This is a genomic window from Streptomyces flavofungini (assembly GCF_014650815.1).
Classification (GTDB): Bacteria; Actinomycetota; Actinomycetes; order Streptomycetales; family Streptomycetaceae; genus Streptomyces; species Streptomyces flavofungini.
This window is the reverse complement of record NZ_BMVR01000002.1, coordinates 1-24,173: the sequence shown is the minus strand read 5'-3', so window position 1 is coordinate 24,173 and position 24,173 is coordinate 1. Positions and strand designations below refer to the sequence as shown.

Genomic DNA, 24,173 nt, shown 5'->3' with positions numbered 1-24,173 from the left:
TACACCGCAGCCGCCCCGCAGGTTCCCATTCCCCGCGCGCCAATTCCGCCCGGCCCTCGCGAACGCGAACTCGCACCTGGACCCGGGCCCGACCCATCGGACAGGCCCTAGTCCCACGACCCCTGCGCCGCGGGCAGCGCCGCCAGCTCCGCCAGGTCCGTCGGCGTCAGGACCACCCCCGCGGCCCCCGCGTTCTCCCGCGCCCAGCGCTCCCGCTTGGCGCCCGGTACCGGCACCACCTGCGGCCCCTGCGCGAGCACCCACGCCAGCGCGGCCTGCGCGGGCGTCGCGCCGTGCCGCTCGGCGACCCGGCGCAGGCCCACCAGCAGCGGCTGGTTGGCGGCCATCATCTCGGCGGTGAAGCGGGGATGCCGGGCCCGCAGGTCGTCCGGCTCGAAGCCCTGCCCCGGCGTCAGCGTGCCGGTGAGGAAACCGTTGCCCAGCGGCATCGCCGCCAGCAGCCCCACGCCGCGCGCCGCGCACCACGGCAGCAGCGCGACCAGCGCCTCCGGCGACCACACCGACAACTCGGCCTGCACCGCCGTCACCGGGAAGACCTGCTGGACGCGCTCCAACTGCCGGATCGTGGCGTCGTACAGCCCCGCGCGCCCGGTGCGGCGGCCCGCCCGCGCGCCCACCGCGCACAGCCCCAGCGAGCGCACCTTGCCCGCCGACACCAGCTCGGCCATCGCGCCCCAGGTCTCCTCGATCGGCACCTCGGGGTCGGCGCGGTGCAGCTGGTAGAGGTCGATGGTGTCCGTCTGCAGGCGCCGCAGGGAGGCGTGGCAGGCCCGCTTCACATAGCCGGGGCGGCCGTTGGCGACGATGTGCTGCTCGCCGACGAGCAGCCCGCACTTCGTGGACACGAAGGCCTCCGCGCGCCGTTCCTTGAGCACCCGGCCGATCAGCAGCTCATTGGTGAACGGCCCGTACATGTCCGCCGTGTCGAGGAGCGTCGAGCCCTCGTCGAGCGCCGCGTGCACGGTCCGCATCGAGGCGTCGCCGCGCTGTCGGGAGCCGGTGTAGGCCCAGCTCATCGGCATGCAGCCGAGTCCGACGGCGCCCACCCCGAGCGCCCCCGCGCCGATCGTCCTGCGCTCCACCTGGCCGTGCCCTCCCCTGTCCGATGATCTTCGTCCGGGCGGCCCCCAACGTAACCTCTGTGCCCGCCCGCGCCGCGTGCGGCCTGTGCGCATTAGCCTCCAGGGCATGACGACCGACGTATGGCTGCCCGTGGCGGCAGCCGAGATCGAGGGCCTGCCCGCCACCCACGACGGGGGCTTCACCTACCGATTCTGGGACGGCGGCGCGGACTTTCCCGCCGACCCCGCCGACTGTGTCTTCTACGGGGTCCCCTACATGATCGACCCCGCGGTCTGCGTGCGTCCGCTGTCCAGGATGACGTCCCTGCGCGTCGTCCAGACTCTGACCGCGGGCGTCGACCACGTGCTGCCCGCCGTGGAACACCTCGCTCCGGGCGTTCGGTTGTGCAACGCGCGCGGGGTGCACGAGGCGAGCACCGCCGAGCTCGCGCTGACGCTGACCCTCGCCTCCTTGCGGGGCATTCCGCGTTTCGTGGAGGGGCAGCGGGTGCAGGAGTGGCGGCAGGGGTTCAACCCGGCGCTTGCCGACAAGTCCGTCCTCATCGTGGGCTACGGAGCGATCGGTTCGGCGATCGAAGACCGGCTCACGGGCTTTGAGTGTGCGCGGGTGGCGCGCGTTGCGCGCTCCGAGCGTGCCACGGAGCGCGGTCCTGTGCTTCCGCTCTCCGAACTGCCCGGACTGCTCCCCGAAGCCGACGTCGTGATCCTCTCCACGCCGCTGAGCGACTCCACGCGCGGCCTGGTGAACGCCGATTTCCTCGCGCACATGAAGGACGGCGCGCTCCTTGTGAACGTGTCCCGCGGCCCCGTCGTCGACACCAAGGCGCTCCTGGCCGAGTTGGAGAGCGGCCGCCTCACCGCGGCCCTGGACGTCACCGACCCGGAGCCGCTGCCCCCCGGTCACCCCTTGTGGCAGGCCCCCGGCGTGCTCATCAGCCCGCACGTGGGCGGCCCGACATCCGCGTTCCTGCCCCGCGCCAAGCGCCTGCTGTCCGGCCAGTTGAACCGCTACGCCGCCGGGGAGCCGCTCGCCAACGTCGTCCTGACGACCGCGTAGCCAAGGGGCGCGGAAGCGGTAGGGAATATTCCGCGCACGCTCCGCACCCGCCCGCGTGCGCCGCGTGTCCGCATTGACGCTGGCAGTCACGGAGAGTAGAGCAACCCTGTCCCTGAGTGACGAGACTGGTGTATCGTCCCGACTGGGGCTGCGCCGTGAACCATTCGGCGCCGGGGTTGTGGCAACAGGACTGCGAGGGGGGCGACGGGCGATGTACGGCCTATGGGCGAACGATCCGACGCGGCGGGACGACCGCCGACGACTCTCGCGCACACCGATCCGCAGACACCGGGACACCACCCGGCGTCACCGACTCCTGCGCCGCTCCGGTGGCCCGTGCCCGTCCTGTGGCCGCCCGCGGCCGCCGCGTACACGGCGCGCGGCTCCCGCGGTCTGTGGACGTGGCGCCCCTCGCCGGGTGGCCACCGCGAGGAGCGGGGCGGGCCGGTGAGCGGGCAGTCGGCTTCCGCGACCGTCCTGGAGGGCCGGCTCGGGCCGCCCGGGCCGCCGCCGGGAGCGCCGCTGGCCCGGCGCCCGGCCTCCGGCGGCGGCTCCGGACTCCTCTCGCAGGCCGTCCTGCTGCTGGTCTGCGGGGGATACGCGACCGGCTCCGCGCTCGGCTGGGGATCGAAACAGCTCGCGTTCATCATGGGGGACTTCGGACTCAGCGCCGCCGCCGGCATCGCCGCCGTCTCCTGCTTCCGGTACTCCCGCACCCGCCGCAGCCGCTTTCGACCCGCCTGGCTGCTGTTCGCGCTCTCCTCGGCGATGGCAGCCTGCGGCAACGGCGTCTGGGGATGGTACGAGGTCGTCCTCGAGCGCCCCGTCCCCAGCCCGGGCTACGCGGACCTGTTCTTCCTGTGCTTCGCGCCGCCCGCGATCATCGGCCTGCTCGTGCTCGCCAAGCGGCCGGTCACGAAGGCCGGTTGGGTCTGCCTCGCGCTCGACGCCTGGCTCATCGGCGGCTCCCTGCTCACGCTCTCCTGGAGCCTCGCCCTCGCGCACAACGCGCAGTTCGAGGGCCCCAGCGTCGCGCACGCCGCGCTGTCGCTCGCGTATCCGCTCCTGGACATCGCGCTCGTCAGCATGGTCCTCGCGCTGCACTTCAGACGGTCCTCGGCGAACCGCACCGCCGTGAACACCGCCATCGGCGCCCTCGCGCTCACGGTGGTGTGCGACGCGCTGTTCACCTCACCGATGCTGCACGCCAGCTACCGCTCGGGCCAGCTCCTGGACGCGGGCTGGTTCGCCGGTTCGCTCCTGCTCGCCTACGCACCCTGGGCGGCGTCCGGGCACACCCGCGGCGACCCCGGGCCCGCCCGCGCCGACGCGGGCCCGGTGCGCGCGGCGTACCGGGCGTACGGCAAGGCACGCTGCATCGAAAGCCGCGGCCCGCGCGGACACGACGAGCGCTACGACCGCGACGAACGACCCGGCGAGCGTCCCGACGGCCGCGGGCGGTACGCCACCACCCGCCCCATCGCCGGCTCGCTCGCCGCCCTCACGCCGTACCTGGCCGCGGCGGTCTGCACCCTGGGGATCCTCTACAACGTCCTCAACGGCCGCAGCGTCGACGAGGTCGTGCTGTTCACCGCGGGCACGGTCGTCCTCGCGCTCGTCGTGCGCCAGGGCATCATGCTCCTCGACAACATCACGCTCACCCAGGAACTGGCCCAGAAGGAGAACCACTTCCGCTCCCTGGTCCAGGGATCGAGCGACGTCATCATGATCGCCGCGCCGAGCGGCATCCTGCGGTACGTCAGCCCGGCCGCCGCCGGGGTCTACGGCCGCGAGGCCGACGACCTCGTGGGCTCCGAACTGGCCACGCTGATCCACCCCGAGGACCTCGGCCGCGTCGTCCACGAGGTGCGCCGCTTCCTCGCCGCCAACCCCGTGGAGGAGCCGACCACCCGCATCGAATGCCGCTTCAAGTCCGGCTGCGGCGACTGGCTCAATGTCGAGTCCACCGTTAACCGCCACCACGGCGGCCTCATCTTCAACAGCCGCGACGTCACCGAACGCGTGCGCCTCCAGGCGCAGTTGCAGCACAACGCCGAGCACGATCCGCTCACCGACCTGCCCAACCGGGCACTCTTCACCCGCCGGGTCGCCGCCGCGCTCGGCGGTCGCAGAGTCACCGACCGGGGCACGGCAGTCCTCTTCATCGACCTCGACGGATTCAAGGCCGTCAACGACACCATCGGGCACCAGGCGGGCGACGCGCTGCTCGTCAAGGCCGCCCAGCGGCTCCAGGAGGCCGTCCGCTCCTCGGACACCGCGTCCCGGCTCGGCGGGGACGAGTTCGCCGCCCTCATCGTCGGCGACGGCAGCCGCGACCACGCCGCCCGCGAACGGCACATCTTCGAGCTCGCCGACCGCCTCAGAATCCGCCTCTCCCAGCCCTACGACATCGACGGCAACGACGTCCGGGTCGCCGCGTCCATCGGCGTCGCCTTCGCCGAACCGGGCGTCGGCGCGGGCGAGTTGCTGCGCAACGCCGACCTCGCGATGTACCGCGCGAAGGCGGCGGGCAAGGGCCGCGTCGAGCTGTACGCCCCCCAGATGCAGGCCGACGTCGCACGCAAGGCCGAGCTGGCCACGCGGTTGCGCAGCGCCCTGCACGACGGCGAGTTCGTGCTCCTGCACCAGCCCGTGGTGTCCCTGGAGACCGGCCGGGTCACCTCCGTCGCGGCCCAGGCGCGCTGGCGCTCGGCCCAGGGCATCCTCTTCACGCCCGCCGAGTTCCTGCGCACCGCCGACGGCGGCGACCGTGCCGCCGAGCTGGGCCGCTGGCTCCTGGAGGAAGCCGTCGAGCAGGCCGCCGAGCGCGGCAGGACGGGCCACGCGGTGCCCGTGTGCGTGCGCGTCGGGGCGCGCCGCCTGGTGGACCGCTCCATGCCGCTCGGCTCCATCGAGGCGCTGCTCACCCGACACGGCCTGCCGTCCGGCGGGCTCGTCATCGAGCTGGCCGACAGCGACCCGAGGGTGTCCGTCGACGACCTGGAGCGCCGTCTGGCGTCCCTGCGCCGCCTCGGCGTCCGCATCGCCCTCGACGGGTTCGGCAGCGGCAGCGCGGCGATCACCGCGCTGCGGCGGCTCCCCGTCGACGTACTGAAACTGGACCGCGGTCTGGTTGAGGGCGTCGTGGAGTCCGCGCGGCTGCACAAGATCACCTCGGGTCTCCTGCGGATCTCGGGCGACCTCGGCCTGTGCTCCGTCGCCGAGGGCGTCGACTTGCCCGAACAGGTCGTCGCCCTGCGCGCGATGGGCTGCACGCACGGGTACGGAATGGCGTTCTCGGGTCCGCTCGACGAGTACCGGCTGCGCCGGGCCCTGACGGTGGGGGAGTATCCCGTGCCGCACGGCGCCGTCGAGCCGGTGTGCGTCGGCGGCCCGGCGCCCGAGCCCGTGGCCTACGGCGAGGGGGCGCCCGCCTTCAAGGCTGCCTCGGCCGCGTACGGCGAGTCGCCGACGCCGTTCGGCGGGCCCACGACACCCTTCGGCGGGGCGGGAGCGGCCCTGGCGGCCGGATCTCCCTCCTATGGGCGCTCACATATTGAGACGCCCGTCCCACCTACTTGACAGGTGTGGCGCGCCGGAGGGAGGGTCAGAGCCATGCGCACCCGAATTCTCGTACTTGGAAAGCGCGTCGGCTGAAGCTGGGACGCACCGGTCCGGACACCGGAGACTCCCAGCGACCGCACCCGGCGCGCTCCCCTCGCTTGCCTCACGGCACGAGGGGTTTTTTGTTGCACTGGCACCTGCCAAACCCTGGCAAAAACCCCGCGCCACCCCCGCAGAATCCTCAGCAAAGACCCTCAGCTTCGAGAAGAGAATGCCGATGACCGAGCAGGCCTCCGGGGCCCACCATCCGCAGCCCCGGCCCCGAACCTCAGGACCGCAGTCCGTCGCCGTCGAGAACGTCACGGGCGCGCAGTCGCTGATCCGCTCTCTCGAGGAAGTCGGGGCCGACACGGTATTCGGCATTCCCGGAGGCGCCATCCTCCCCGCGTACGACCCGATGATGGACTCCACCCGGGTGCGCCACATCCTGGTCCGCCACGAGCAGGGCGCGGGCCACGCGGCCACCGGGTACGCGCAGGCCACCGGCAAGGTCGGCGTCTGCATGGCGACGTCGGGCCCCGGCGCCACCAACCTGGTCACGCCCATCGCGGACGCCCACATGGACTCCGTCCCGCTGGTCGCGATCACCGGCCAGGTGGCGTCCAAGGCGATCGGCACGGACGCCTTCCAGGAGGCGGACATCGTCGGCATCACGATGCCGATCACCAAGCACAACTTCCTGGTCACCAAGGCCGAGGACATCCCGCGCACCATCGCGGAGGCCTTCCACATCGCCTCGACCGGCCGCCCGGGCCCCGTCCTCGTCGACATCGCCAAGGACGCCCTGCAGGCGCGCACCACGTTCTCCTGGCCGCCGCAGCAGGAACTGCCCGGCTACCGCCCGGTGACCAAGCCGCACGCCAAGCAGATCCGCGAGGCCGCGAAGCTCATCACCGCCGCCAAGCGCCCCGTCCTGTACGTCGGCGGTGGCGTCATCAAGGCCGGCGCCACCGCCGAGCTGAAGGTCCTCGCCGAACTCACCTCGGCGCCCGTCACCACCACCCTGATGGCGCTGGGCGCGTTCCCCGACAGCCACCCGCTGCACGTGGGAATGCCGGGCATGCACGGTGCGGTCACCGCCGTCACCGCGCTGCAGAAGGCCGACCTGATCGTCGCCCTCGGAGCCCGCTTCGACGACCGCGTCACCGGCAAGCTGGACAGCTTCGCCCCGCACGCGAAGATCGTGCACGCCGACATCGACCCCGCCGAGATCGGCAAGAACCGCACCGCCGACGTCCCGATCGTCGGCGACGCCCGCGAGGTCATCGCCGACCTGGTGCAGGCCATCCAGGCCGAGCACACGGCCGGTCACACCGGAAAGGGATACGCGGCCTGGTGGGCCGACCTGAACCGCTGGCGCGAGACGTACCCGCTCGGCTACGACCACCCGGACAACGGTCAGCTCTCGCCGCAGCAGGTCATCGAGCGCGTCGGCCAGCTCGCCCCGGAAGGGACGATCTTCGCCGCGGGCGTCGGCCAGCACCAGATGTGGGCCGCGCACTTCATCCAGTACGAGCAGCCCGCGACCTGGCTCAACTCCGGCGGCGCCGGAACCATGGGCTACGCCGTCCCGGCCGCGATGGGCGCGAAGGCCGGACAGCCCGAGCGCACGGTCTGGGCGATCGACGGCGACGGCTGCTTCCAGATGACCAACCAGGAACTGACCACCTGCGCCCTGAACAACATCCCGATCAAGGTCGCCATCATCAACAACGGCGCGCTCGGCATGGTCCGCCAGTGGCAGACGCTGTTCTACAACCAGCGCTACTCCAACACCGTGCTGCACAGCGGCCCGGAGGCGGACGGCAAGCAGCCGAGCGCGGGCACCCGGGTCCCGGACTTCGTCAAGCTGTCCGAGGCGATGGGCTGCTACGCGATCCGCTGCGAGGACCCGGCCGACCTCGACAAGGTGATCGCGGAGGCCAACGCCGTCAACGACCGCCCCGTCGTGATCGACTTCATCGTGCACGAGGACGCCCAGGTGTGGCCGATGGTCGCCGCCGGGACCTCCAACGACGAGGTCATGGCCGCCCGGGGCGTGCGCCCCGACTTCGGCGACAACGAAGACGACTGAGAGCAGCAGGAACCAGGAAGAGGAATGACCGCCATGACCCCCATGTCGAAGCACACGCTCTCGGTCCTCGTCGAGAACACCCCCGGCATCCTGGCCAGGATCGCCGCCCTCTTCTCCCGCCGCGGCTTCAACATCGACTCCCTTGCCGTCGGCGTCACCGAGCACCCCGACATCTCCCGCATCACCATCGTCGTGAATGTCGAGGAACTCCCGCTCGAACAGGTCACCAAGCAGCTCAACAAGCTGGTCAACGTCCTGAAGATCGTCGAACTCGAGCCGGGTGCGGCCGTGCAGCGCGAGCTGGTCCTCGCCAAGGTGCGCGCCGACAACGAGACCCGCTCCCAGATCGTCGAGATCGTCCAGCTGTTCCGCGCCAAGACCGTGGACGTCTCCCCGGAGGCGGTCACCATCGAGGCCACCGGCAGCAGCGACAAGCTGGAGGCCATGCTCAAGATGCTGGAACCCTTCGGCATCAAGGAGCTGGTGCAGTCCGGCACCATCGCGATCGGCCGCGGCTCGCGCTCCATCACGGACCGCAGCCTGCGCGCGCTCGACCGCTCCGCGTAGCGCCCCCCCGCGCGGGAGACCGCACACCCCCGCACCGCTCCCGCGCGCGGCCGGTGGGTCCCGGATAGCGAGACCTGACAACTTCCCTCACCCAGCCCGCCGTACGGTGGGACGCAACATCAGCACACATAGGAGATTTCCAGTGGCCGAGCTGTTCTACGACGCCGACGCCGACCTGTCCATCATCCAGGGCCGCAAGGTCGCGGTCATCGGTTACGGCAGCCAGGGCCACGCCCACGCCCTCTCGCTGCGCGACTCCGGTGTGGACGTGCGGGTCGGCCTGCACGAGGGCTCCAAGTCCAAGGCGAAGGCCGAGGAGCAGGGCCTGCGCGTGGTCACGCCCGCCGAGGCCGCCAAGGAAGCCGACGTCATCATGATCCTGGTCCCGGACCCGATCCAGGCCCAGGTCTACGAGGAGTCCATCAAGGACAACCTGAAGGAGGGCGACGCGCTCTTCTTCGGCCACGGCCTGAACATCCGCTTCGGCTTCATCAAGCCCCCGGCGGGCGTCGACGTCGCCATGGTCGCCCCCAAGGGCCCGGGTCACCTGGTGCGCCGCCAGTACGAGGAGGGCCGCGGCGTCCCGTGCATCGCGGCGGTCGAGCAGGACGCCACGGGCAACGGCTTCCCGCTGGCGCTCTCGTACGCCAAGGGCATCGGCGGCACGCGTGCGGGCGTCATCAAGACGACCTTCACCGAGGAGACCGAGACCGACCTGTTCGGCGAGCAGGCCGTGCTCTGCGGCGGTACGGCCGCGCTGGTCAAGGCGGGCTTCGAGACGCTGACCGAGGCCGGCTACCAGCCGGAGATCGCGTACTTCGAGTGCCTGCACGAGCTGAAGCTGATCGTGGACCTCATGTACGAGGGCGGCCTGGAGAAGATGCGCTGGTCGGTCTCCGAGACCGCCGAGTGGGGCGACTACGTCACCGGCCCGCGCATCATCACGGACGCCACCAAGGCCGAGATGAAGAAGGTCCTCGCCGAGATCCAGGACGGCACCTTCGCCCAGCAGTGGATGGACGAGTACCACGGCGGCCTGAAGAAGTACAACGAGTACAAGACGCAGGACTCCGAGCACCTCCTGGAGACCACCGGCAAGGAGCTGCGCAAGCTCATGTCCTGGGTCGACGAGGACAAGTAGGCCGCGCGGCGCGGGTACGGCACCGGGGAACCGGTGCCGTACCCGCGCCGTCGTGGTTCCGGGGCGCCGCCCCGGCGCCCCTCCGCAGTCGCCGGAAGGGCTGGATCCTGTTGTCCGGAGTGGCCAGCCACGTCCGGGTGATCCTTCCAGTCAGGCGCAAGCGGGCCCCCTGCGCGCCACTACACTGCAACCACATTCGCGTCAGGCCCACAGCGTCGTGCGTCTTCCACGCGGCTAAGCGACACCGCCTGCGGCCGTCGGGACGGCCGTCCGCATTGGACTTGTGAGGACTCACGTGAGCACTGCTGCCAACGGCAAACCGGTCGTACTCATCGCTGAAGAGCTGTCGCCCGCCACCGTCGACGCCCTGGGCCCGGACTTCGAGATCCGGCACTGCAACGGCGCGGACCGCGCCGAACTGCTGCCCGCCATCGCCGACGCCGACGCCGTGCTTGTCCGCTCCGCGACCAAGGTCGACGCCGAGGCCATCGCGGCCGCGCCCAAGCTGAAGGTCGTCGCCCGCGCGGGCGTCGGCCTCGACAACGTCGACGTCTCCGCCGCCACCAAGGCCGGCGTGATGGTCGTCAACGCCCCGACGTCGAACATCGTCACCGCCGCCGAGCTGGCCTGCGGCCTGCTCGTCGCCACCGCGCGCAACATTCCGCAGGCCAACACCGCCCTGAAGAACGGCGAGTGGAAGCGCTCCAAGTACACCGGCGTCGAACTCGCCGAGAAGACCCTCGGCGTCGTCGGCCTCGGCCGCATCGGCGCGCTCGTCGCGCAGCGCATGTCGGCCTTCGGCATGAAGGTCGTCGCCTACGACCCGTACGTACAGCCCGCGCGCGCCGCCCAGATGGGCGTCAAGGTGCTCTCCCTCGACGAGCTCCTCGAAGTCTCCGACTTCATCACCGTGCACCTGCCGAAGACCCCCGAGACCCTCGGCCTCATCGGCGACGACGCGCTGCACAAGGTCAAGCCGTCCGTGCGCATCGTCAACGCCGCCCGCGGCGGCATCGTCGACGAGGAGGCGCTGTACTCCGCCCTCAAGGAGGGCCGCGTCGCCGGTGCCGGTCTCGACGTGTACGCCAAGGAGCCCTGCACCGACTCCCCGCTCTTCGAGCTCGACCAGGTCGTCTGCACCCCGCACCTCGGCGCCTCCACCGACGAGGCCCAGGAGAAGGCGGGCATCTCCGTCGCCAAGTCCGTGCGGCTCGCCCTCGCCGGTGAGCTGGTGCCCGACGCCGTGAACGTCCAGGGCGGCGTCATCGCCGAGGACGTCCGTCCCGGCCTGCCCCTCGCCGAGAAGCTCGGCCGCATCTTCACCGCCCTCGCGGGCGAGGTCGCCGCGCGGCTCGACGTCGAGGTGTACGGCGAGATCACCCAGCACGACGTCAAGGTGCTCGAACTCTCCGCCCTCAAGGGCGTGTTCGAGGACGTCGTCGACGAGACCGTCAGCTACGTCAACGCCCCCCTCTTCGCCCAGGAGCGCGGCGTCGAGGTGCGGCTCACCACCTCCTCCGAGTCGCCCGACCACCGCAACGTCGTCACCGTGCGGGGCACGCTCGGCGACGGCGAGGAGATCGCCGTGTCCGGCACGCTCGCCGGGCCCAAGCACCACCAGAAGATCGTGGCCGTCGGCGACTACGACGTCGATCTCGCCCTTGCCGACCACATGGTCGTGCTCCGGTACGCCGACCGGCCCGGTGTCGTCGGCACCGTCGGGCGCGTCCTCGGTGAGGCCGGGATCAACATCGCCGGGATGCAGGTCGCGCGGGCCGATGTGGGCGGTGAGGCGCTTGCCGTTCTCACCGTCGACGACACGGTGCCGCAGCCGGTCCTGGCGGAGCTGGCGGAGGAGACCGGGGCGGCTTCGGCGCGCTCGGTGAACCTGGCGGATTAGGGCGCCCTGCGGGGCTTTCCCCAACCCCGCCTCTTCCCGGACCCGGGGGCGGCAGCCCCCGGACCCCCGCTGTCGGCGCTCCGCGCCTCGTCCTCAATCGCCGGAGGGGCTGTCTCCAGCCCCTCCGGCGATTGAGGGAGCCCCGCGCAGCGCCACCACCGCCAGCCCCGCCGCCGCGAGCAGCACCCCCGCCCCCGCCACCGCAGCCACGTGCATACCGCTGGTGAACGCCGAACGCGCCGCCGCGGCAAGGGCGTCCGCCGCCGGTGACGGCAGGTGGCCGGTGGCGGCCAGGGCGCCGCCGAGGGTCTCGCGCGCCTCGTCCGGCGCCCCGGACGGCATCTCGTGCCGGTACACGGCGGTGCCGATCGACCCGAGGACCGCCATCCCGAGCGCCCCGCCGAACTCCTGCCCGGTCTCCAGGAGCGACGACGCCGCCCCGGCCTTCTCCACGGGCGCCGACCCGAGCGCCAGGTCGGTCAGTTGCGAGCCGACGACGACCGCGCCGCAGGCGAGCACCCCCGCCCCGGCCAGTACGGTCCACAGCGCGTCGGTGTCCGCGAGGAACAGCAGACCGTACCCGCACGCGGCCACCGCGAAGCCGCCCGCCACCACACTCGCCCGGTCCGTGCCCCGCCGCACCAGTGCCGTCGCGACCGGCACCGCGCAGCCGATGAGGACCGACGGGAGCAGCGCCCACAGGGCGGCCTCCAGCGCGCTCTTGCCGAGCACGGACTGCAGGTACTGCGTCGTGTAGTACGCCGAACCCATCATCGCGAACGACGAGATGAGGTTCAGGACGACGGCGGGGCCGAAGCCGCGCGCCCCGCGGAACAGGGCGGGGGAGATCAGCGGTGACGCGGCGGTGCGCTGGCGGCGGACGAAGAGGGCGGCGAAGACGAGCCCCACGGCGATCGACACGACGTACTCCGTGCGCGGGCCTTCGGAGGGGATCTCCTTGAGGCCGTAGACGACCGGGAGCACCGCGGCCAGCGACAGGGGCACGCTGAGGAGGTCGAAGCGGCCCGCGTGCGGGTCCCTGGACTCCGGGATGAGGACCGGCGCGAGGAGCAGGAGCAGCGCCATCGCGGGCAGGTTGACCAGGAAAACCGAGCCCCACCAGAAGAATTCGACGAGCAGCCCGCTGAGCACCGAGCCGAGCGCGACACCGGCGACGAGCACGCCGGACCAGATGCCGATCGCCTGCGCGCGCTGCCCGGGGTCGCGGAACAGGGTGCGCACCAGCGCGAGCGTGGACGGCATCAGGGTGGCGCCGCCGATGCCGAGGACGGCGCGGGCGGCGATGAGGAGTTCCGCGCTGTCGGCGTACGCGGCGGTGAGGGAGGCCGCGCCGAACGCGGCGGCGCCGAACAGCAGCAGCTTGCGGCGGCCCGCGCGGTCACCCAGCGAGCCCATGGTCATGAGCAGTCCGGCGAGCACGAACGCGTACACGTCGAAGATCCACAGCTGTTGGGTGCCGGTGGGCTCCAGGTCGGCGTTGATCGCGGGGACCGCGAAGTACAGGACCGAGACGTCCATCGAGACGAGCAGCAGCGGCAGCATCAGGACGGCCAGGGCCGTCCACTCCTTGCGGCCCGCGCGGGCCGGGACGGGTGCGGAGGTCACCGGGGGCGTCACCAGGTCTGGGTTCGTAGGCATGACCGGGACTGTACGGGCGTCTTAAACAGTTGTCTAGAACGATTGTATGGGACGTATGTATGGGACGTACGTATGGGACGAGTGTCTGGATCGTGGGTAGGGTTCGGTGCATGGGACATCGTGAGGATCTGCTCGAAGGCGCCAAGCGCTGCCTGCTGGAGAAGGGGTTCGTGCGCACCACGGCGCGCGACATCGTCAAGGAGTCGGGGACGAACCTCGCGTCGATCGGCTACCACTACGGCTCGAAGGACGCCCTGCTCGCGCAGGCCTACATCGCGCTCATCGAGTCCATCGGTGACGCCTTCGGCCCGGCGGCCGGAGCCGGTGAGGCGCCCGGCGGGTCCCTGGAGCGGTTCCAGGAGGTGTGGGGGAACGTCATCCGTACGTTCCCGGAGGCGCGCGGGGTGTGGGTGCTCACCATGGAGTTCATCACCCACGGCGACCGGCTTCCCGGCGTGCGCGAACTCGTGGTCAAGGCGCAGGGGGAGGGGCGCGCGGGGCTGGCCGCGATGATGCTCGGCATCGACGAGGACCGGCTGTCCGACGACGTCCTGGACGCCGAGGGGCGGCTCTATACGACGCTGCTCAACGGGCTGATGGTGCAGTGGCTCTTCGACCCGGATTCGGCGACGGACGCGGCCCAGCTGACGGAGGGGCTGCGGCGCGTGCTGGGGCGGGCGGGGGCGCCTGGGGGGACTGCGGTGTCCGGTGTGCCTGAGGTGCCTGGTGCGCCGGGGGCGCCTGGCCTGGATTCCTGACGTACGTGTGTGTCCGGATGTGACAGAAGCGCGTCATTGTGGATGTACGAGGCGGGGGCGACGATGGACGCATGCCCCGTTCCCGACGCATCGTCATCGCGGTCTTCCCGGACGTCGACCTTCTCGACGTGACCGGTCCGGCCGAGGTGTTCGCGCTCGCCAACCGGGAGACCGGCGGCCGCGCGGGCTACCACGTGCAGTTGGCGGGCCCTTCCGGCGGCGCCGTCACCACGTCGGCCGGGGTGCGGCTGCTGGTCGACGTCTCCTTCGCCGAGGTCGGCGGGGGTGGCGAGGGTGCTGAGGAGGGCGGGCGCGGCGGGGGCGGCGGGGTGATCGACACCCTGCTCGTGCCCGGAGCCGTGGACATGCTCCCGGAAGGTCCGGTCGCCCGGATCGACCAGGACGTCGTCGCATGGGTGAAGGCCACCGCTCCCGGCGCCCGGCGGGTGGCGTCCGTGTGCGTCGGCGCGCATGTGCTCGCCGCGGCCGGGCTGCTCGACGGGAAGCGGGTGACCACCCACTGGTCGACCGCCGCCCAACTCGCCGCCGACCACCCGGCGGTGATCGTCGACGCCGACCCGATCTTCGTGCGGTCGGGGCGGATCTGGACCGGGGCGGGGATCAGCGCCTGCATGGATCTGGCGCTCGCCCTGGTCGCCGAGGACCTGGGCGAGAAGGTCGCCCTCACGGTGGCCCGGCAACTGGTGATGTACCTCAAGCGCCAGGGCGGGCAGAGCCAGTTCTCCGTACCGCTGAGCCGTCCGCCCGCGTCCCGGCGGGACATCGAGGAGCTGCGGATGTACATCGCGGAGCACCTCGACGCCGACCTGTCGGCGCCGGCCCTCGCCGGGCGGATGTCCCTCAGCGAACGGCACTTCGCGCGGGTCTTCCGCCAGGAGACCGGCACCGGACCCGCCGCCTACGTCGAGGCCGTCCGGGTGGAGGCGGCCCGCCGCATCCTGGAGAGCACCGACGAGCCGTTGGAACAGGTCGCCGCCGCCAGCGGGTTCGGCTCCGTGGAGACCTTGCACCGGGCGCTGCGCAAGCAGATCGACACGACGCCCGCGGCCTACCGCCGTCGATTCCGTACGGCTGCCACCTGATCGTTCGGGCCCACGCGCCCGACACCAGCCCCACCACCGACCACCCACCACCCCCTCACCCGGCACCGGGCTCGCGCGCGAGCCGTGCGGTTTCGCCGTGCCCGCATGCCCGCGTGCCCGCGGGTCCTGGTGCCCGCAAGCCCCCGTACCCCTACGCATCACCCACCCCGAAAGGACCCACTGCCATGACCGCAGCCGCGAAGCCCTCCGCCACCCTCCGTCAGGTGATCGGCCTGGAGGCCGAGCTGCCCCGGCTCGCCGACACCACCCTCGTCCTGATCGACTACCAGAACACGTACACCACCGGCGTGATGGAACTGGAGGGCGCGAAGGAAGCGCTCGCCGCCGGTGCGCGCCTCCTCGCCGCCGCCCGTGCCGCCGAGATCCCCGTGATCCACGTCGTGAACGACGGGGGCGAGGGCACCCCTTACGACATCCGCGCGGAGATCGGCGCCGTCTGCGACGAGGTCGCGCCCGTCGACGGGGAGCCGGTCGTGGTGAAGCAGTTCCCCAACTCCTTCCACGAGACCCGCCTTGAGGAGGTGCTGCGTGAGCTGGGTGTCGAGGCGGGCGCGGAGCTGGTGCTCGCCGGGTTCATGACGCACATGTGCGTCACCTTCACCGCCCAGGGCGCCTTCAACCTCGGCTACCGGCCCACCGTCGTGGCCGAGGCCACCGCCACCCGCACCCTCGCCGACACCGACGGCACCGCCCTGCCCGCGGCGGCCCTGCACACCGCCGCACTGGCCACGATCGGTGACCTGTTCGGCAGGATCGCCCCGACGGTGGACGACCTGGTCGGCTAGGGCCTGTCCGAGGGGGACCCGCTACAGGCGGAACCCGCTACAGATGAGACCCGCTACAGGCGGGACGCCTTGAGGATCATGTGCAGCAGGAGGCGGTCCTCGCCCTCGTCCAGGTCCAGCTTGGTGAGCTGCTCCACGCGGGAGAGGCGGTAGTAGAGGGTCTGGCGGTGGATGCCCAACTCGGCCGCCGCGCGCCCCGCCTGGCCCGCGCGGTCGAGGAACACCTCGGCCGTGCGGGCCAGTTCGCGATGGGTGGGGGAGAGCAGTTCGCGGGCCGCCGCGTCGCGCGCCGCCTCCGGGGGGAGCGCCGTGAGCAGGCGGTACGGCCCGATGTCCGACCAGCGCGCGAGCGGCGCGAACCGCGGTTCGGCGAGCGCCGCCCGCGCCGCCGCCGTCGCCTCGCCCCAGGCCGCCCCGAGGTCGTCGAGCCCCCGCCGCGCCCCGGCCACTCCGGCCGCGGCGCCCGGCCCCGCCGACTCCGCGAGCCGCGCGGCCACCGTCAGCGCGGGCGTCAGGGCGTCCGCCGACCGCAGCCGCACCAGGACGCCGAGGGCCGCCCCGCCGGCCCACGGCACCGTGCACAGCGCCGCCGCCCCCGGCACCGTCCGCAGCGCGGGCGCGTCGTCCGGGTCGGCGATCGGGTCGGGCCCGGAGTCGCCGCCCGGTCCGCTGCCGGAGCGGCGGCGGGCGCCGGGGGTGTGCCAGGGCGCCACGCACACCAGCACGTGCGGCCCGTCCGCGCGCGGGCCGAGGGCCGTGCGCAGCGCCGCCACCGTCATGTCCCGCTGCCAGCCGCGCTCCGCCGTCAGGGCCGCCCGGAACTCCCGGGTGAGGTCGGCGCCCGCCCGCACCTCCTCGGCGAGCAGCGCCCCGATCCGCGCGGCCACCTCCATGGCGGCGGTGAGCTGCGCGTCCGTGGGGCCCGGCTCGTCGTCGAGCAGCCAGACGTAGCCCAGGGCGAACCCCCGATGGCGTACCGGAAGACAGACCCGGCCGCGGTGCACGCCCTCCTCCGGGGTGGGCGGGATGCGGACCGGGCGGGTCGCGCGGGTGATGCCGAAGCTCTCGAACCAGGCGCGGACCTGGGCGGTGGAGCGGCGCGTGAGGATCGAGCGGGTCCGGACCGGGTCGAGGTCGGGGGCGTCGAGGCCGTCGCCGCCGTCGTGCGCGCCGAAGGCGATCAGCTCGAAGTCGCGGTTCTCCAGCGTGGCGGGCGCGCCGAGCAGGGTCGAGATCTCGTCGACCAGTTCCTGGTAGTCGCCTTTCACCCGCTGCCGCCCTTCGCTCGCGCCCGTGCCGTACGAAGCCCGTCCCGGGCCCGTCCGGAACCCATTGTCACGCAGTCCCGCCCGCCCCTCATACATATGTCTGAGATCCAGCCCACGGATGCGTGACAGGTGTCGATGGCCCAGGGTCGGAGGGATCCATAAGTTTCACGGTGGTTCTCCGTGTCGTACCGGTTTTGTCGCAAAATTGTCGGTACGGCACTCGCTCGTACTCCCGTGGAGGTGCCCGTGCTGGGTCCCGTGATCCTTGCCGCGTCGCGCAGTGACCAGATGCGCCGTTTCGTGTCGGCGGCGCCGGGCACCAAGCAGGTCGTCGACCGGTTCATCGCCGGTGAGACGGTCGACCAGGTGGTCCCGATCGTCGTCGACGCCGCCGACAAGGGCCTTGAGGTCACCCTGGACGTGGTGGGCGAGGACATCACCACCGTCGAGCAGTCCCACGCCGCGCGCGACGCCTACCTGGAGCTGATCGACCGGCTCAAGGACCTCGGCCTCGGCACCAAGGCCGAGATGTCCGTGAAGCTGTCGATGTTCGGACAAGCCCTCCCGTCTGCCACCACCACCCTCAACGGGGGGCCCTCCGGGTCCGCGGAACAATTCCAGGACGGCCACGAGCTCGCCCTCGCCAACGTCCGCCCCGTCGTGGAGGCCGCCGCCGCGATCGGCACCACCGTCACCCTCGACGCCGAGGACCACACCACCCTCGACTCGATGTTCGCCATCCACGAGGAGCTGCGGAAGGACTTCCCGCAGACCGGCTGCGTCATCCAGTCGTACCTGTTCCGCACCGAGGACGACGCCCGCCGCCTGGCCGCGAACGGCAGCCGCGTACGGGTCGTCAAGGGCGCCTACAAGGAGCCCGCCGCCGTCGCGTACCAGGACAAGGCCGAGATCGACAAGGCGTACGTCCGGATCCTGAAGATCCTGATGGACGGCTCCGGCTACCCGATGATCGGGTCCCACGACCCGCGGCTCATCGCCATCACCCAGGAGCTCGCGCGCCGCGCCGGGCGCAAACTGGACGAGTACGAATTCCAGATGCTGTACGGCATCCGCAGCGACGAGCACCTGCGGCTCGCCGCCGAGGGCCACCGGATGCGCGTGTACACCGCCTACGGAACCGACTGGTACGGCTATTTCATGCGCCGTCTCGCGGAGAAGCCGGCGAACCTGCTGTTCTTCGCCCGTTCGGTCCTCACCAAGGGCTGAGCCCGCCCCCGGCCGCCAGATTTCCCCCGCACAAAGGAGTTACGGAACTCATGGACGCTGTGACCCAGGTCCCCGCCCCGGTCAATGAGCCGGTCCACGGCTACGCCCCCGGCTCCCCGGAGCGCGCCCGGCTCGAGACCAAGCTCAAGGAGCTGTCCGAGAACCCGATCGAGCTGCCGATGACGATCGGCGGCGTGAAGCGCCTCGGCGGCGGCGAGCCCTTCCAGGTCGTGCAGCCGCACAATCACCAGGCCGTCATCGGCACCGGCCGCGGCGCCACCCAGCAGGACGCCCAGGACGCGATCGACGCCGCCCTGGCCGCCGCTCCGGCGTGGCGCGCGATGTCGTTCGACGACCGTGCCGCGATCATCCTGCGCGCCGCCGAGCTGCTGTCCACGACGTGGCGCGAGACGCTGGCCGCCTCCACCATGCTCGGCCAGTCCAAGACCGCCCAGCAGGCCGAGATCGACACTCCCTGCGAGCTCGTCGACTTCTGGCGCTTCAACGTGAAGTACGCCCGCGACCTGCTCGCCGAGCAGCCCCCGGCGAACTCCACGGGCGTCTGGAACCGCCTGGACCACCGTCCGCTCGAGGGCTTCGTCTACGCGATCACGCCGTTCAACTTCACGGCCATCGCGGGCAACCTGCCCACCGCCCCGGCCCTGATGGGCAACGTGGTCGTGTGGAAGCCGTCCCCGACGCAGACGCACGCCGCCGTGCTTCTCATGCAGCTCCTGGAGGAGGCGGGCCTGCCCAAGGGCGTCATCAACCTCGTCACCGGTGACGGCATCGCGGTCTCCGAGGTCGCCCTGCACCACCGTGACCTCGCGGGCATCCACTTCACCGGCTCGACGCCGACCTTCCAGCACCTGTGGAAGACGGTCGGCGAGAACATCGCCAAGTACCGCACGTACCCGCGTCTGGTCGGCGAGACCGGCGGCAAGGACTTCGTCGTCGCGCACCCGAGCGCCGACCGCGCCATCCTGAAGACCGCGCTGACCCGCGGCTCCTTCGAGTTCCAGGGCCAGAAGTGCTCCGCCACCTCGCGCGCCTACGTCCCGGCCTCGATCTGGAACTCCGGTTTCAAGGAGGAGTTCGCGGCCGAGGTCGACGGCATCAAGATGGGTGACGTCACCGACCTGTCGAACTTCATCGGCGCCGTCATCGACGACCGCGCGTTCGCCAAGAACAAGGCGGCCATCGACCGCGCCAAGGCGGACGACTCCTGCACGATCGTCGCGGGCGGCACGTACGACGACTCCGTCGGCTACTTCGTGCGGCCGACCGTCGTCGAGTGCGCGGACCCGGAGAACGAGGTCTTCAAGACCGAGTACTTCGGCCCGTTCCTCGCCGTGCACGTCTACGAGGACGACAAGTACGACGACATGCTGACCCAGATGGAGTCGGCGTCGGACTACGCCCTCACCGGCTCGGTCATCGCGGGCGACCGCGCGGCCGCCGCGTACACGATGGAGAAGCTCCGCTACGCCGCGGGCAACTTCTACATCAACGACAAGTCGACCGGCGCCGTCGTCGGCCAGCAGCCCTTCGGCGGCGGCCGTGCCTCCGGCACCAACGACAAGGCCGGCGCCCCGCAGAACCTGCAGCGCTGGACCCTGACCCGCGCCATCAAGGAGACGCTGGTCCCGCCGACCGAGTACGGCTACCCGCACATGGGCTGACCCCCGACCGGCGTCGGGCCTCGCCCCGGCCCGACGCCACCCTGACCCCCGCCCCCGGCCCGGGCCCCACCCCGGCCGGGGGCGGTGACGTATCCGCGTCAGCCCACCCGCCGGGCGAGGAAGTCGTCCATCAGGCCCGCGATCTGCGCCGCGTGCGTCTCCAGGGCGAAGTGGCCCGTCGGCAGCAGGTGGACCTCCGCCTCGGGCAGGTCGCGCTGGAAGGCGAGCGCCCCGGCGGGTACGAAGATCTCGTCGTGGCCGCCCCACACGGCGAGCACCGGCACCCGGCTCGCGCGGAAGTACGCCTGGAAGTCCGGGTAGAGGTCGATGTTGCTGCCGTAGTCGCCCATGAGGGCGAGCTGGATCCCGTCCTGCCCCGCGCGCGCCATCAGGGCCGTGTCGTGCTCCCAGGCGTCGGGGCTGACCGTGCTCGGGTCCGGGACGCCGTGCGTGTACTGCCACTTGATGCCCTCGGGGGAGCGGATCGCGCGGACGGGCCCGGCCGTCTCCTCGCTCGGTGCCGCGATGTACGCGAACACGGGCGCCCACGCCTCCTTGCCGAGCCCCTCCTCGTACGCGTTGCCGTTCTGCGTGACGATCGCCGTGACCCGCTCCGGGTGGGCGAGCGCGAGGCGCAGGCCGATCGGGGCGCCGTAGTCCTGCACGTACAGCGCGAACCGGTCCAGGCCGATCTGCTGCGTGAACTCGGCCGTGACGGCGGCGAGTTCGGCGAAGGTGTACGGGAAGTCCGCGGCGGCGGGCGTCGCCGAACGGCCGAAGCCGAGGTGGTCCGGGGCGATGACGCGGTAGCGCCCGGCGAGGCGCGGGATGAGGTCGCGGAACATGTGCGAGCTGGTCGGGAAGCCGTGCAGGAGCAGTAGGGCGGGGGCGTCGGCGGGGCCCGCCTCGCGGTAGAAGACCTCGTGGCCGCGGACCTGGACGGACCGGTAGTGGACCTGGGTGCTCATCTCTAACCCCTCATCGCTCTTTAGGTGGTTGCCGATGAGATGATTCGAGCATGCCTCCGCCTAACCAGTCAAGTGTCTTTTACTGGTTAGGCGGAGGTGGGGTGGAGCCGGGAGTGGAGTCGGCGGCGGTGCGGGCGGGTGCGGCTACACCTCCACGAGGACCTGGTCCAGCGCTTTGCGTACGAGGTCGGGGACCTGGCAGTCCGGGGCCGGGTAGCCGACGGGGACCACCGCGAACGCCTTCTCGTTCTCCGGGCGGCCGAGCACCTGGGACAGGAACCGCATCGGGCTCGGCGTGTGCACCAGCGCGGCCAGGCCCGACAGGTGCAGCGCGGACAGCAGCATGCCGACGGCGATGCCGACGGACTCGTCCACGTAGTAGTGCTTGTGCTTCGTGCCGTCCTCGCCCAGCCAGTAGCGCTGCTGGAAGACGACGATCAGTGCGGGCGCGTCCGTCAGGTGCCGCTTCACCTCGTCCGTGCCGAGCGGGCGCAGCGCGGCCAGCCACTCCTCGCCCAGCCGCCCGTCGTAGGAGACGCGCTCCTCGTGCTCGGCGGCCTCGCGGATGCGGCGGCGTATCTCCGGGTCCTGCACGAGGGCGAACGTCCACGGCTGCTGGTGCGCGCCCGAGGGTGCGGTCGCCGCGCAGGCGATGGCGTCCCGTACGGCCTGCGTCGGCACCGGGTCCGGCGAGAACTGCCGTACGGTGCGGCGCTCCCGCATGCGGTCCTTCAACTCGGCCGCCTGGCTGAGGGATTCGGCCTCCGGCATCCGCGCCGGGCGGTAGGGGATGGAGCGGTAGGGCTGCCCGTGGATCGGGGTCCAGCGCTCTTCGGGGTGTCCGGTCTCCGGCTTGCTCTGTTCGGTATCAGGCATGAGCCGAGTGTGCCGCGCGGGGGCGGGGGCGGACAGGGGGCGGTGCGGGATTTGGCTTCGTTTCGGGTGCGGGAGGTGGCGGTGTGCCGTCTTCGGTGTGGTGCCTCCGGTCAGGTCCAGCTCCGCACGATCAGCGACAGGCCGATCGTGAAACCCGTGCCGAGCAGGGCCAGATACAGGCCGTAGAACCGGCGCAGGCGGTGGGCCAGGAAGCCGAACGCGCCGAACGCCAGGCCCACCGTCAGGGTGCGCGAGCCGCGCGCGAGGGCCGACTGGGCCAGCCAGTCCGGCGTGGGGACGTCGGCGTGGCCCGCCTCCGCCGCGTACACCTTGAAGGGGATGCCGTTCCACGGCTGGTCGCGGACGGCCGCCGCCGCGTCGGCCGTCAGCTCCCGGTGCACTTCCGCGCGCATGCGGTCCGTTGTGAGGGGGTGCGGCAAGTGCGTTCCGGAGGTGGCCAGTTGGAGGGCCAGTACGCCGCCCGCCAGTGTGCCCGCAAGCGCCGTCAGGGACAGCGTCAGGGCGCGGCGCGGGACCGCCACGCACACGATCGCCAGGAGCAGCTCCGGCATCAGCGGCCAGCTCAACGCCTCCGCGAACGCCCAGGCGAACGCCAGCGGGAGGGCCCAGCGGCTCGTCAGGACGCGGGCGACGCGCTTGCGGGTGCGGGAGTCCCTCAAGGGCTCCTCGGCCGTACGGCGGTGCAGCGCCGCCACCGCCGCGCGGGCCTCCTCCGGGGTCGCCGTCGGCGGCAGCGGGGTGCCGATGCGGACGCGGACCAGGGACGGGCGGAGCTTGCCGTGCTTGGGCAGGAGGCGGTCCGTGCCCGCGATGCCCACGGGGACCACGGGGACGTTCGCCTCCCTGGCCAGGACCAGGGCGCCCTTGTGGAACGCGCCCAGCTCGCCCGCCCGGGCGCGGGTGCCCTCCGGGAACAGGACCACCGCTCGGCCCGCGCGGAGGGCGCCCGTCCGGGCCAGCAGGTCGTCCATTCCGCCGCCCGTGCGGCGTACGGGGAAGCCTGCGGCCAGGCGGGAGCAGACGCGGCTTCGCCAGGGGGAGGCGAACCAGTAGTCCGCGGCTGCGGCGATCGTGGGGGCGTGGGTCGCGTCCAGGGCCGCGAGCAGGGCCGCCGTGTCCGCGTGGGACGTGTGGTTGGCCACGACCACGCAGCCGCCCCGGGGGAGGTGGCCGCGGCGGGAGACGCCGCCGGTGAGGGTGAGGAGGGTCCACCAGAGGGCTCGGCGCAGGAGCGCCGCGCTGCGCCATCCCCGGTCCCGCCCCTTCCCGAAACCGGGGGACCCCCGGAGGCGGGTGTCCCGTGCGGGTGGGACAGGCCCCCGCCGGATCGCCGCTCCGCGGCTCGTCCTCAAGCGCCGGACGGGCTGAAACTTGCTTGCTGTCGGCGTGCTCACAGGGTCACCGCCATCGTCACCAGCAGGGCCAGGAGCAACGAGTCGACGCGGTCCAAGAGGCCGCCGAAGCCCGGGAGCCAGGTGCCCGCGTCCTTCACGCCCGCCTCGCGTTTCACCATGGACTCCAGGAGGTCGCCCAGGACGCCGCCGGTGAGGACCGCGGCCCAGAGCAGGGGTGTGAAGGCGCCGATCGCGGCCAGGGCGGCGGCCGTTGCGGCTGCCGAGCCGAGGACGCCCGCCCAGGTCTTGTGGGGGGACAGGGGGGAGAGGGGGCGGGACAGCGGGCCGCTGCGGCCCAGCGCCGTGCCGCCGCACCACGCGCCCACGTCGCCGAACGCCACCGCCACGCCCACCGCGACCGCCGTGTCGCCGAGCAGGACCAGGCCGGTCAGGGACACCGGGATCCACAGCAGGCCGAAGACGGCGCGGGCGGTGCGGGTGAAGCCGTGGGCCGTGTCGCCCGAGAACAGCGCGGGCAGCGCCGCGAGGAGCAGGAGCGCGCCGAAGGTGCGGACGTCGAGGGTGTCCGGCGCGCCCCACGCCGCCGCCGGGAGCAGTACCGCCGCCGTCCACAGCACCGCGCGCTCGCCGCGCGGCAGGGCCGCCATCCGGGCGTACTCGCCGACCGCGACCGCCCCGAGCCCCGCCGCGAGCACGAACGCGCCCGCCGGGCCCGCCCAGAACGCCCCCAGGAACAGCGGCGCCGCCAGCGCCCAGGTCCGCCACCGCCGACGCAGTTCGGCCCGCATCCGCACCCGCGCCGGCAGCGCCGCCACGGCCACGCCCCCGGCGCCGAGCACCCCGGCCACCACCGGCACGGCCCGCCCGACCGTCTCCCCGACCAGAATCGCGAGACTCATCGCCGCCCCAGCCCCTTCAGCTCACCCGGCGCTTGCGGCTGCCCCGCGTCGCCCGGTGCTTGCGGCTGCCCCGCGTCGCCCGGTG

General features: G+C 72.3%; 18 protein-coding genes. 11 read left to right on the top strand and 7 right to left on the bottom strand.

Annotated features, from left to right (window positions below; translation table 11 throughout):
• Window positions 1–107: 107 nt before the first annotated feature.
• Window positions 108–1,103 carry an aldo/keto reductase gene (locus IE274_RS03935; protein ID WP_190114168.1) on the bottom strand — a complete coding sequence of 332 codons (996 nt, stop codon included), beginning with the start codon at window positions 1,101–1,103 and terminating at the stop codon, window positions 108–110.
• Between the two features lie 106 nt (window positions 1,104–1,209).
• Between IE274_RS03935 and IE274_RS03930 the strand changes: the two genes are divergently transcribed.
• The 6 genes from IE274_RS03930 (at window position 1,210) to serA (ending at window position 11,466) form a co-directional block, all read left to right on the top strand.
• Window positions 1,210–2,160, top strand: a complete 951-nt coding sequence (locus IE274_RS03930) for a 2-hydroxyacid dehydrogenase (RefSeq protein ID WP_190114167.1) — start codon at window positions 1,210–1,212, stop codon at window positions 2,158–2,160.
• Window positions 2,161–2,607: 447 nt separating this feature from the next.
• Complete coding sequence (locus IE274_RS03925; RefSeq protein WP_190114708.1) at window positions 2,608–5,742, top strand: putative bifunctional diguanylate cyclase/phosphodiesterase; 3,135 nt, start codon at window positions 2,608–2,610, stop codon at window positions 5,740–5,742.
• Between the two features lie 253 nt (window positions 5,743–5,995).
• The gene (locus IE274_RS03920) at window positions 5,996–7,858 is read left to right on the top strand and encodes an acetolactate synthase large subunit (protein ID WP_190114166.1); all 1,863 of its coding nucleotides are present in this window, start codon (window positions 5,996–5,998) and stop codon (window positions 7,856–7,858) included.
• 42 nt (window positions 7,859–7,900) lie between these two features.
• Window positions 7,901–8,425: an acetolactate synthase small subunit gene (gene ilvN, locus IE274_RS03915; RefSeq protein ID WP_030358981.1), complete on the top strand. Its 525-nt coding sequence runs from the start codon at window positions 7,901–7,903 to the stop codon at window positions 8,423–8,425.
• A 142-nt stretch (window positions 8,426–8,567) separates the two neighbouring features.
• On the top strand, window positions 8,568–9,566 hold the full coding sequence (gene ilvC / locus IE274_RS03910) for a ketol-acid reductoisomerase (RefSeq protein ID WP_190114165.1): 999 nt from the start codon (window positions 8,568–8,570) through the stop codon (window positions 9,564–9,566).
• Between the two features lie 295 nt (window positions 9,567–9,861).
• On the top strand, window positions 9,862–11,466 hold the full coding sequence (gene serA, locus IE274_RS03905; RefSeq protein ID WP_190114164.1) for a phosphoglycerate dehydrogenase: 1,605 nt from the start codon (window positions 9,862–9,864) through the stop codon (window positions 11,464–11,466).
• 93 nt (window positions 11,467–11,559) lie between these two features.
• On the opposite strand, the gene IE274_RS03900 is transcribed toward serA, so the two are convergent.
• The gene (locus tag IE274_RS03900) at window positions 11,560–13,125 is read right to left on the bottom strand and encodes an MFS transporter (protein ID WP_190114163.1); all 1,566 of its coding nucleotides are present in this window, start codon (window positions 13,123–13,125) and stop codon (window positions 11,560–11,562) included.
• 110 nt (window positions 13,126–13,235) lie between these two features.
• Between IE274_RS03900 and IE274_RS03895 the strand changes: the two genes are divergently transcribed.
• The 3 genes from IE274_RS03895 (at window position 13,236) to IE274_RS03885 (ending at window position 15,792) form a co-directional block, all read left to right on the top strand.
• Complete coding sequence (locus IE274_RS03895) at window positions 13,236–13,883, top strand: TetR/AcrR family transcriptional regulator (protein ID WP_190114162.1); 648 nt, start codon at window positions 13,236–13,238, stop codon at window positions 13,881–13,883.
• A 71-nt stretch (window positions 13,884–13,954) separates the two neighbouring features.
• On the top strand, window positions 13,955–14,986 hold the full coding sequence (locus tag IE274_RS03890; RefSeq protein WP_190114161.1) for a GlxA family transcriptional regulator: 1,032 nt from the start codon (window positions 13,955–13,957) through the stop codon (window positions 14,984–14,986).
• A gap of 185 nt (window positions 14,987–15,171) precedes the next feature.
• Window positions 15,172–15,792 (top strand): isochorismatase family protein, encoded by a 621-nt coding sequence (locus IE274_RS03885; RefSeq protein ID WP_190114160.1) that lies wholly within the window; start codon window positions 15,172–15,174, stop codon window positions 15,790–15,792.
• 53 nt (window positions 15,793–15,845) lie between these two features.
• Here IE274_RS03885 and IE274_RS03880 read toward each other — a convergent pair whose 3' ends face one another.
• Entirely contained in the window at window positions 15,846–17,156 is a 1,311-nt protein-coding gene (locus IE274_RS03880) for a helix-turn-helix domain-containing protein (RefSeq protein WP_190114159.1), read from the bottom strand.
• A 150-nt stretch (window positions 17,157–17,306) separates the two neighbouring features.
• Here IE274_RS03880 and IE274_RS03875 point away from each other — a divergent pair, with 150 nt between their 5' ends.
• The gene (locus tag IE274_RS03875) at window positions 17,307–18,287 is read left to right on the top strand and encodes a proline dehydrogenase family protein (RefSeq protein WP_190114158.1); all 981 of its coding nucleotides are present in this window, start codon (window positions 17,307–17,309) and stop codon (window positions 18,285–18,287) included.
• 50 nt (window positions 18,288–18,337) lie between these two features.
• Window positions 18,338–19,969 carry an L-glutamate gamma-semialdehyde dehydrogenase gene (gene pruA, locus IE274_RS03870; RefSeq protein WP_190114157.1) on the top strand — a complete coding sequence of 544 codons (1,632 nt, stop codon included), beginning with the start codon at window positions 18,338–18,340 and terminating at the stop codon, window positions 19,967–19,969.
• A 98-nt stretch (window positions 19,970–20,067) separates the two neighbouring features.
• Here the strand turns inward: pruA and IE274_RS03865 are convergent, their stop codons facing one another.
• From IE274_RS03865 to IE274_RS03850, 4 genes are all read right to left on the bottom strand, one after another.
• The gene (locus tag IE274_RS03865) at window positions 20,068–20,937 is read right to left on the bottom strand and encodes an alpha/beta fold hydrolase (protein WP_190114156.1); all 870 of its coding nucleotides are present in this window, start codon (window positions 20,935–20,937) and stop codon (window positions 20,068–20,070) included.
• A 144-nt stretch (window positions 20,938–21,081) separates the two neighbouring features.
• Complete coding sequence (locus tag IE274_RS03860; RefSeq protein ID WP_190114155.1) at window positions 21,082–21,813, bottom strand: nitroreductase family protein; 732 nt, start codon at window positions 21,811–21,813, stop codon at window positions 21,082–21,084.
• A 110-nt stretch (window positions 21,814–21,923) separates the two neighbouring features.
• On the bottom strand, window positions 21,924–23,228 hold the full coding sequence (locus IE274_RS03855) for a lysophospholipid acyltransferase family protein (RefSeq protein ID WP_268255554.1): 1,305 nt from the start codon (window positions 23,226–23,228) through the stop codon (window positions 21,924–21,926).
• Window positions 23,225–24,088 carry a phosphatidate cytidylyltransferase gene (locus IE274_RS03850; protein WP_190114154.1) on the bottom strand — a complete coding sequence of 288 codons (864 nt, stop codon included), beginning with the start codon at window positions 24,086–24,088 and terminating at the stop codon, window positions 23,225–23,227. The genes IE274_RS03855 and IE274_RS03850 overlap by 4 nt, the downstream gene beginning before the upstream one ends.
• Between the last annotated feature and the right edge of the window lie 85 nt (window positions 24,089–24,173).

Coding starts and splice junctions, on each gene's coding strand:
- IE274_RS03850 (WP_190114154.1), bottom strand. CDS start 24,088: ATGAGTCTCGCGATTCTGGTCGGGGAGACGGTCGGGCGGGCCGTGCCG.
- IE274_RS03885 (WP_190114160.1), top strand. CDS start 15,172: ATGACCGCAGCCGCGAAGCCCTCCGCCACCCTCCGTCAGGTGATCGGC.
- IE274_RS03900 (WP_190114163.1), bottom strand. CDS start 13,125: ATGCCTACGAACCCAGACCTGGTGACGCCCCCGGTGACCTCCGCACCC.
- IE274_RS03865 (WP_190114156.1), bottom strand. CDS start 20,937: ATGAGCACCCAGGTCCACTACCGGTCCGTCCAGGTCCGCGGCCACGAG.
- IE274_RS03890 (WP_190114161.1), top strand. CDS start 13,955: ATGCCCCGTTCCCGACGCATCGTCATCGCGGTCTTCCCGGACGTCGAC.
- ilvN (WP_030358981.1), top strand. CDS start 7,901: ATGTCGAAGCACACGCTCTCGGTCCTCGTCGAGAACACCCCCGGCATC.
- IE274_RS03880 (WP_190114159.1), bottom strand. CDS start 17,156: ATGTATGAGGGGCGGGCGGGACTGCGTGACAATGGGTTCCGGACGGGC.
- IE274_RS03930 (WP_190114167.1), top strand. CDS start 1,210: ATGACGACCGACGTATGGCTGCCCGTGGCGGCAGCCGAGATCGAGGGC.
- IE274_RS03920 (WP_190114166.1), top strand. CDS start 5,996: ATGCCGATGACCGAGCAGGCCTCCGGGGCCCACCATCCGCAGCCCCGG.
- IE274_RS03895 (WP_190114162.1), top strand. CDS start 13,236: ATGGGACATCGTGAGGATCTGCTCGAAGGCGCCAAGCGCTGCCTGCTG.
- IE274_RS03860 (WP_190114155.1), bottom strand. CDS start 21,813: ATGCCTGATACCGAACAGAGCAAGCCGGAGACCGGACACCCCGAAGAG.
- pruA (WP_190114157.1), top strand. CDS start 18,338: ATGGACGCTGTGACCCAGGTCCCCGCCCCGGTCAATGAGCCGGTCCAC.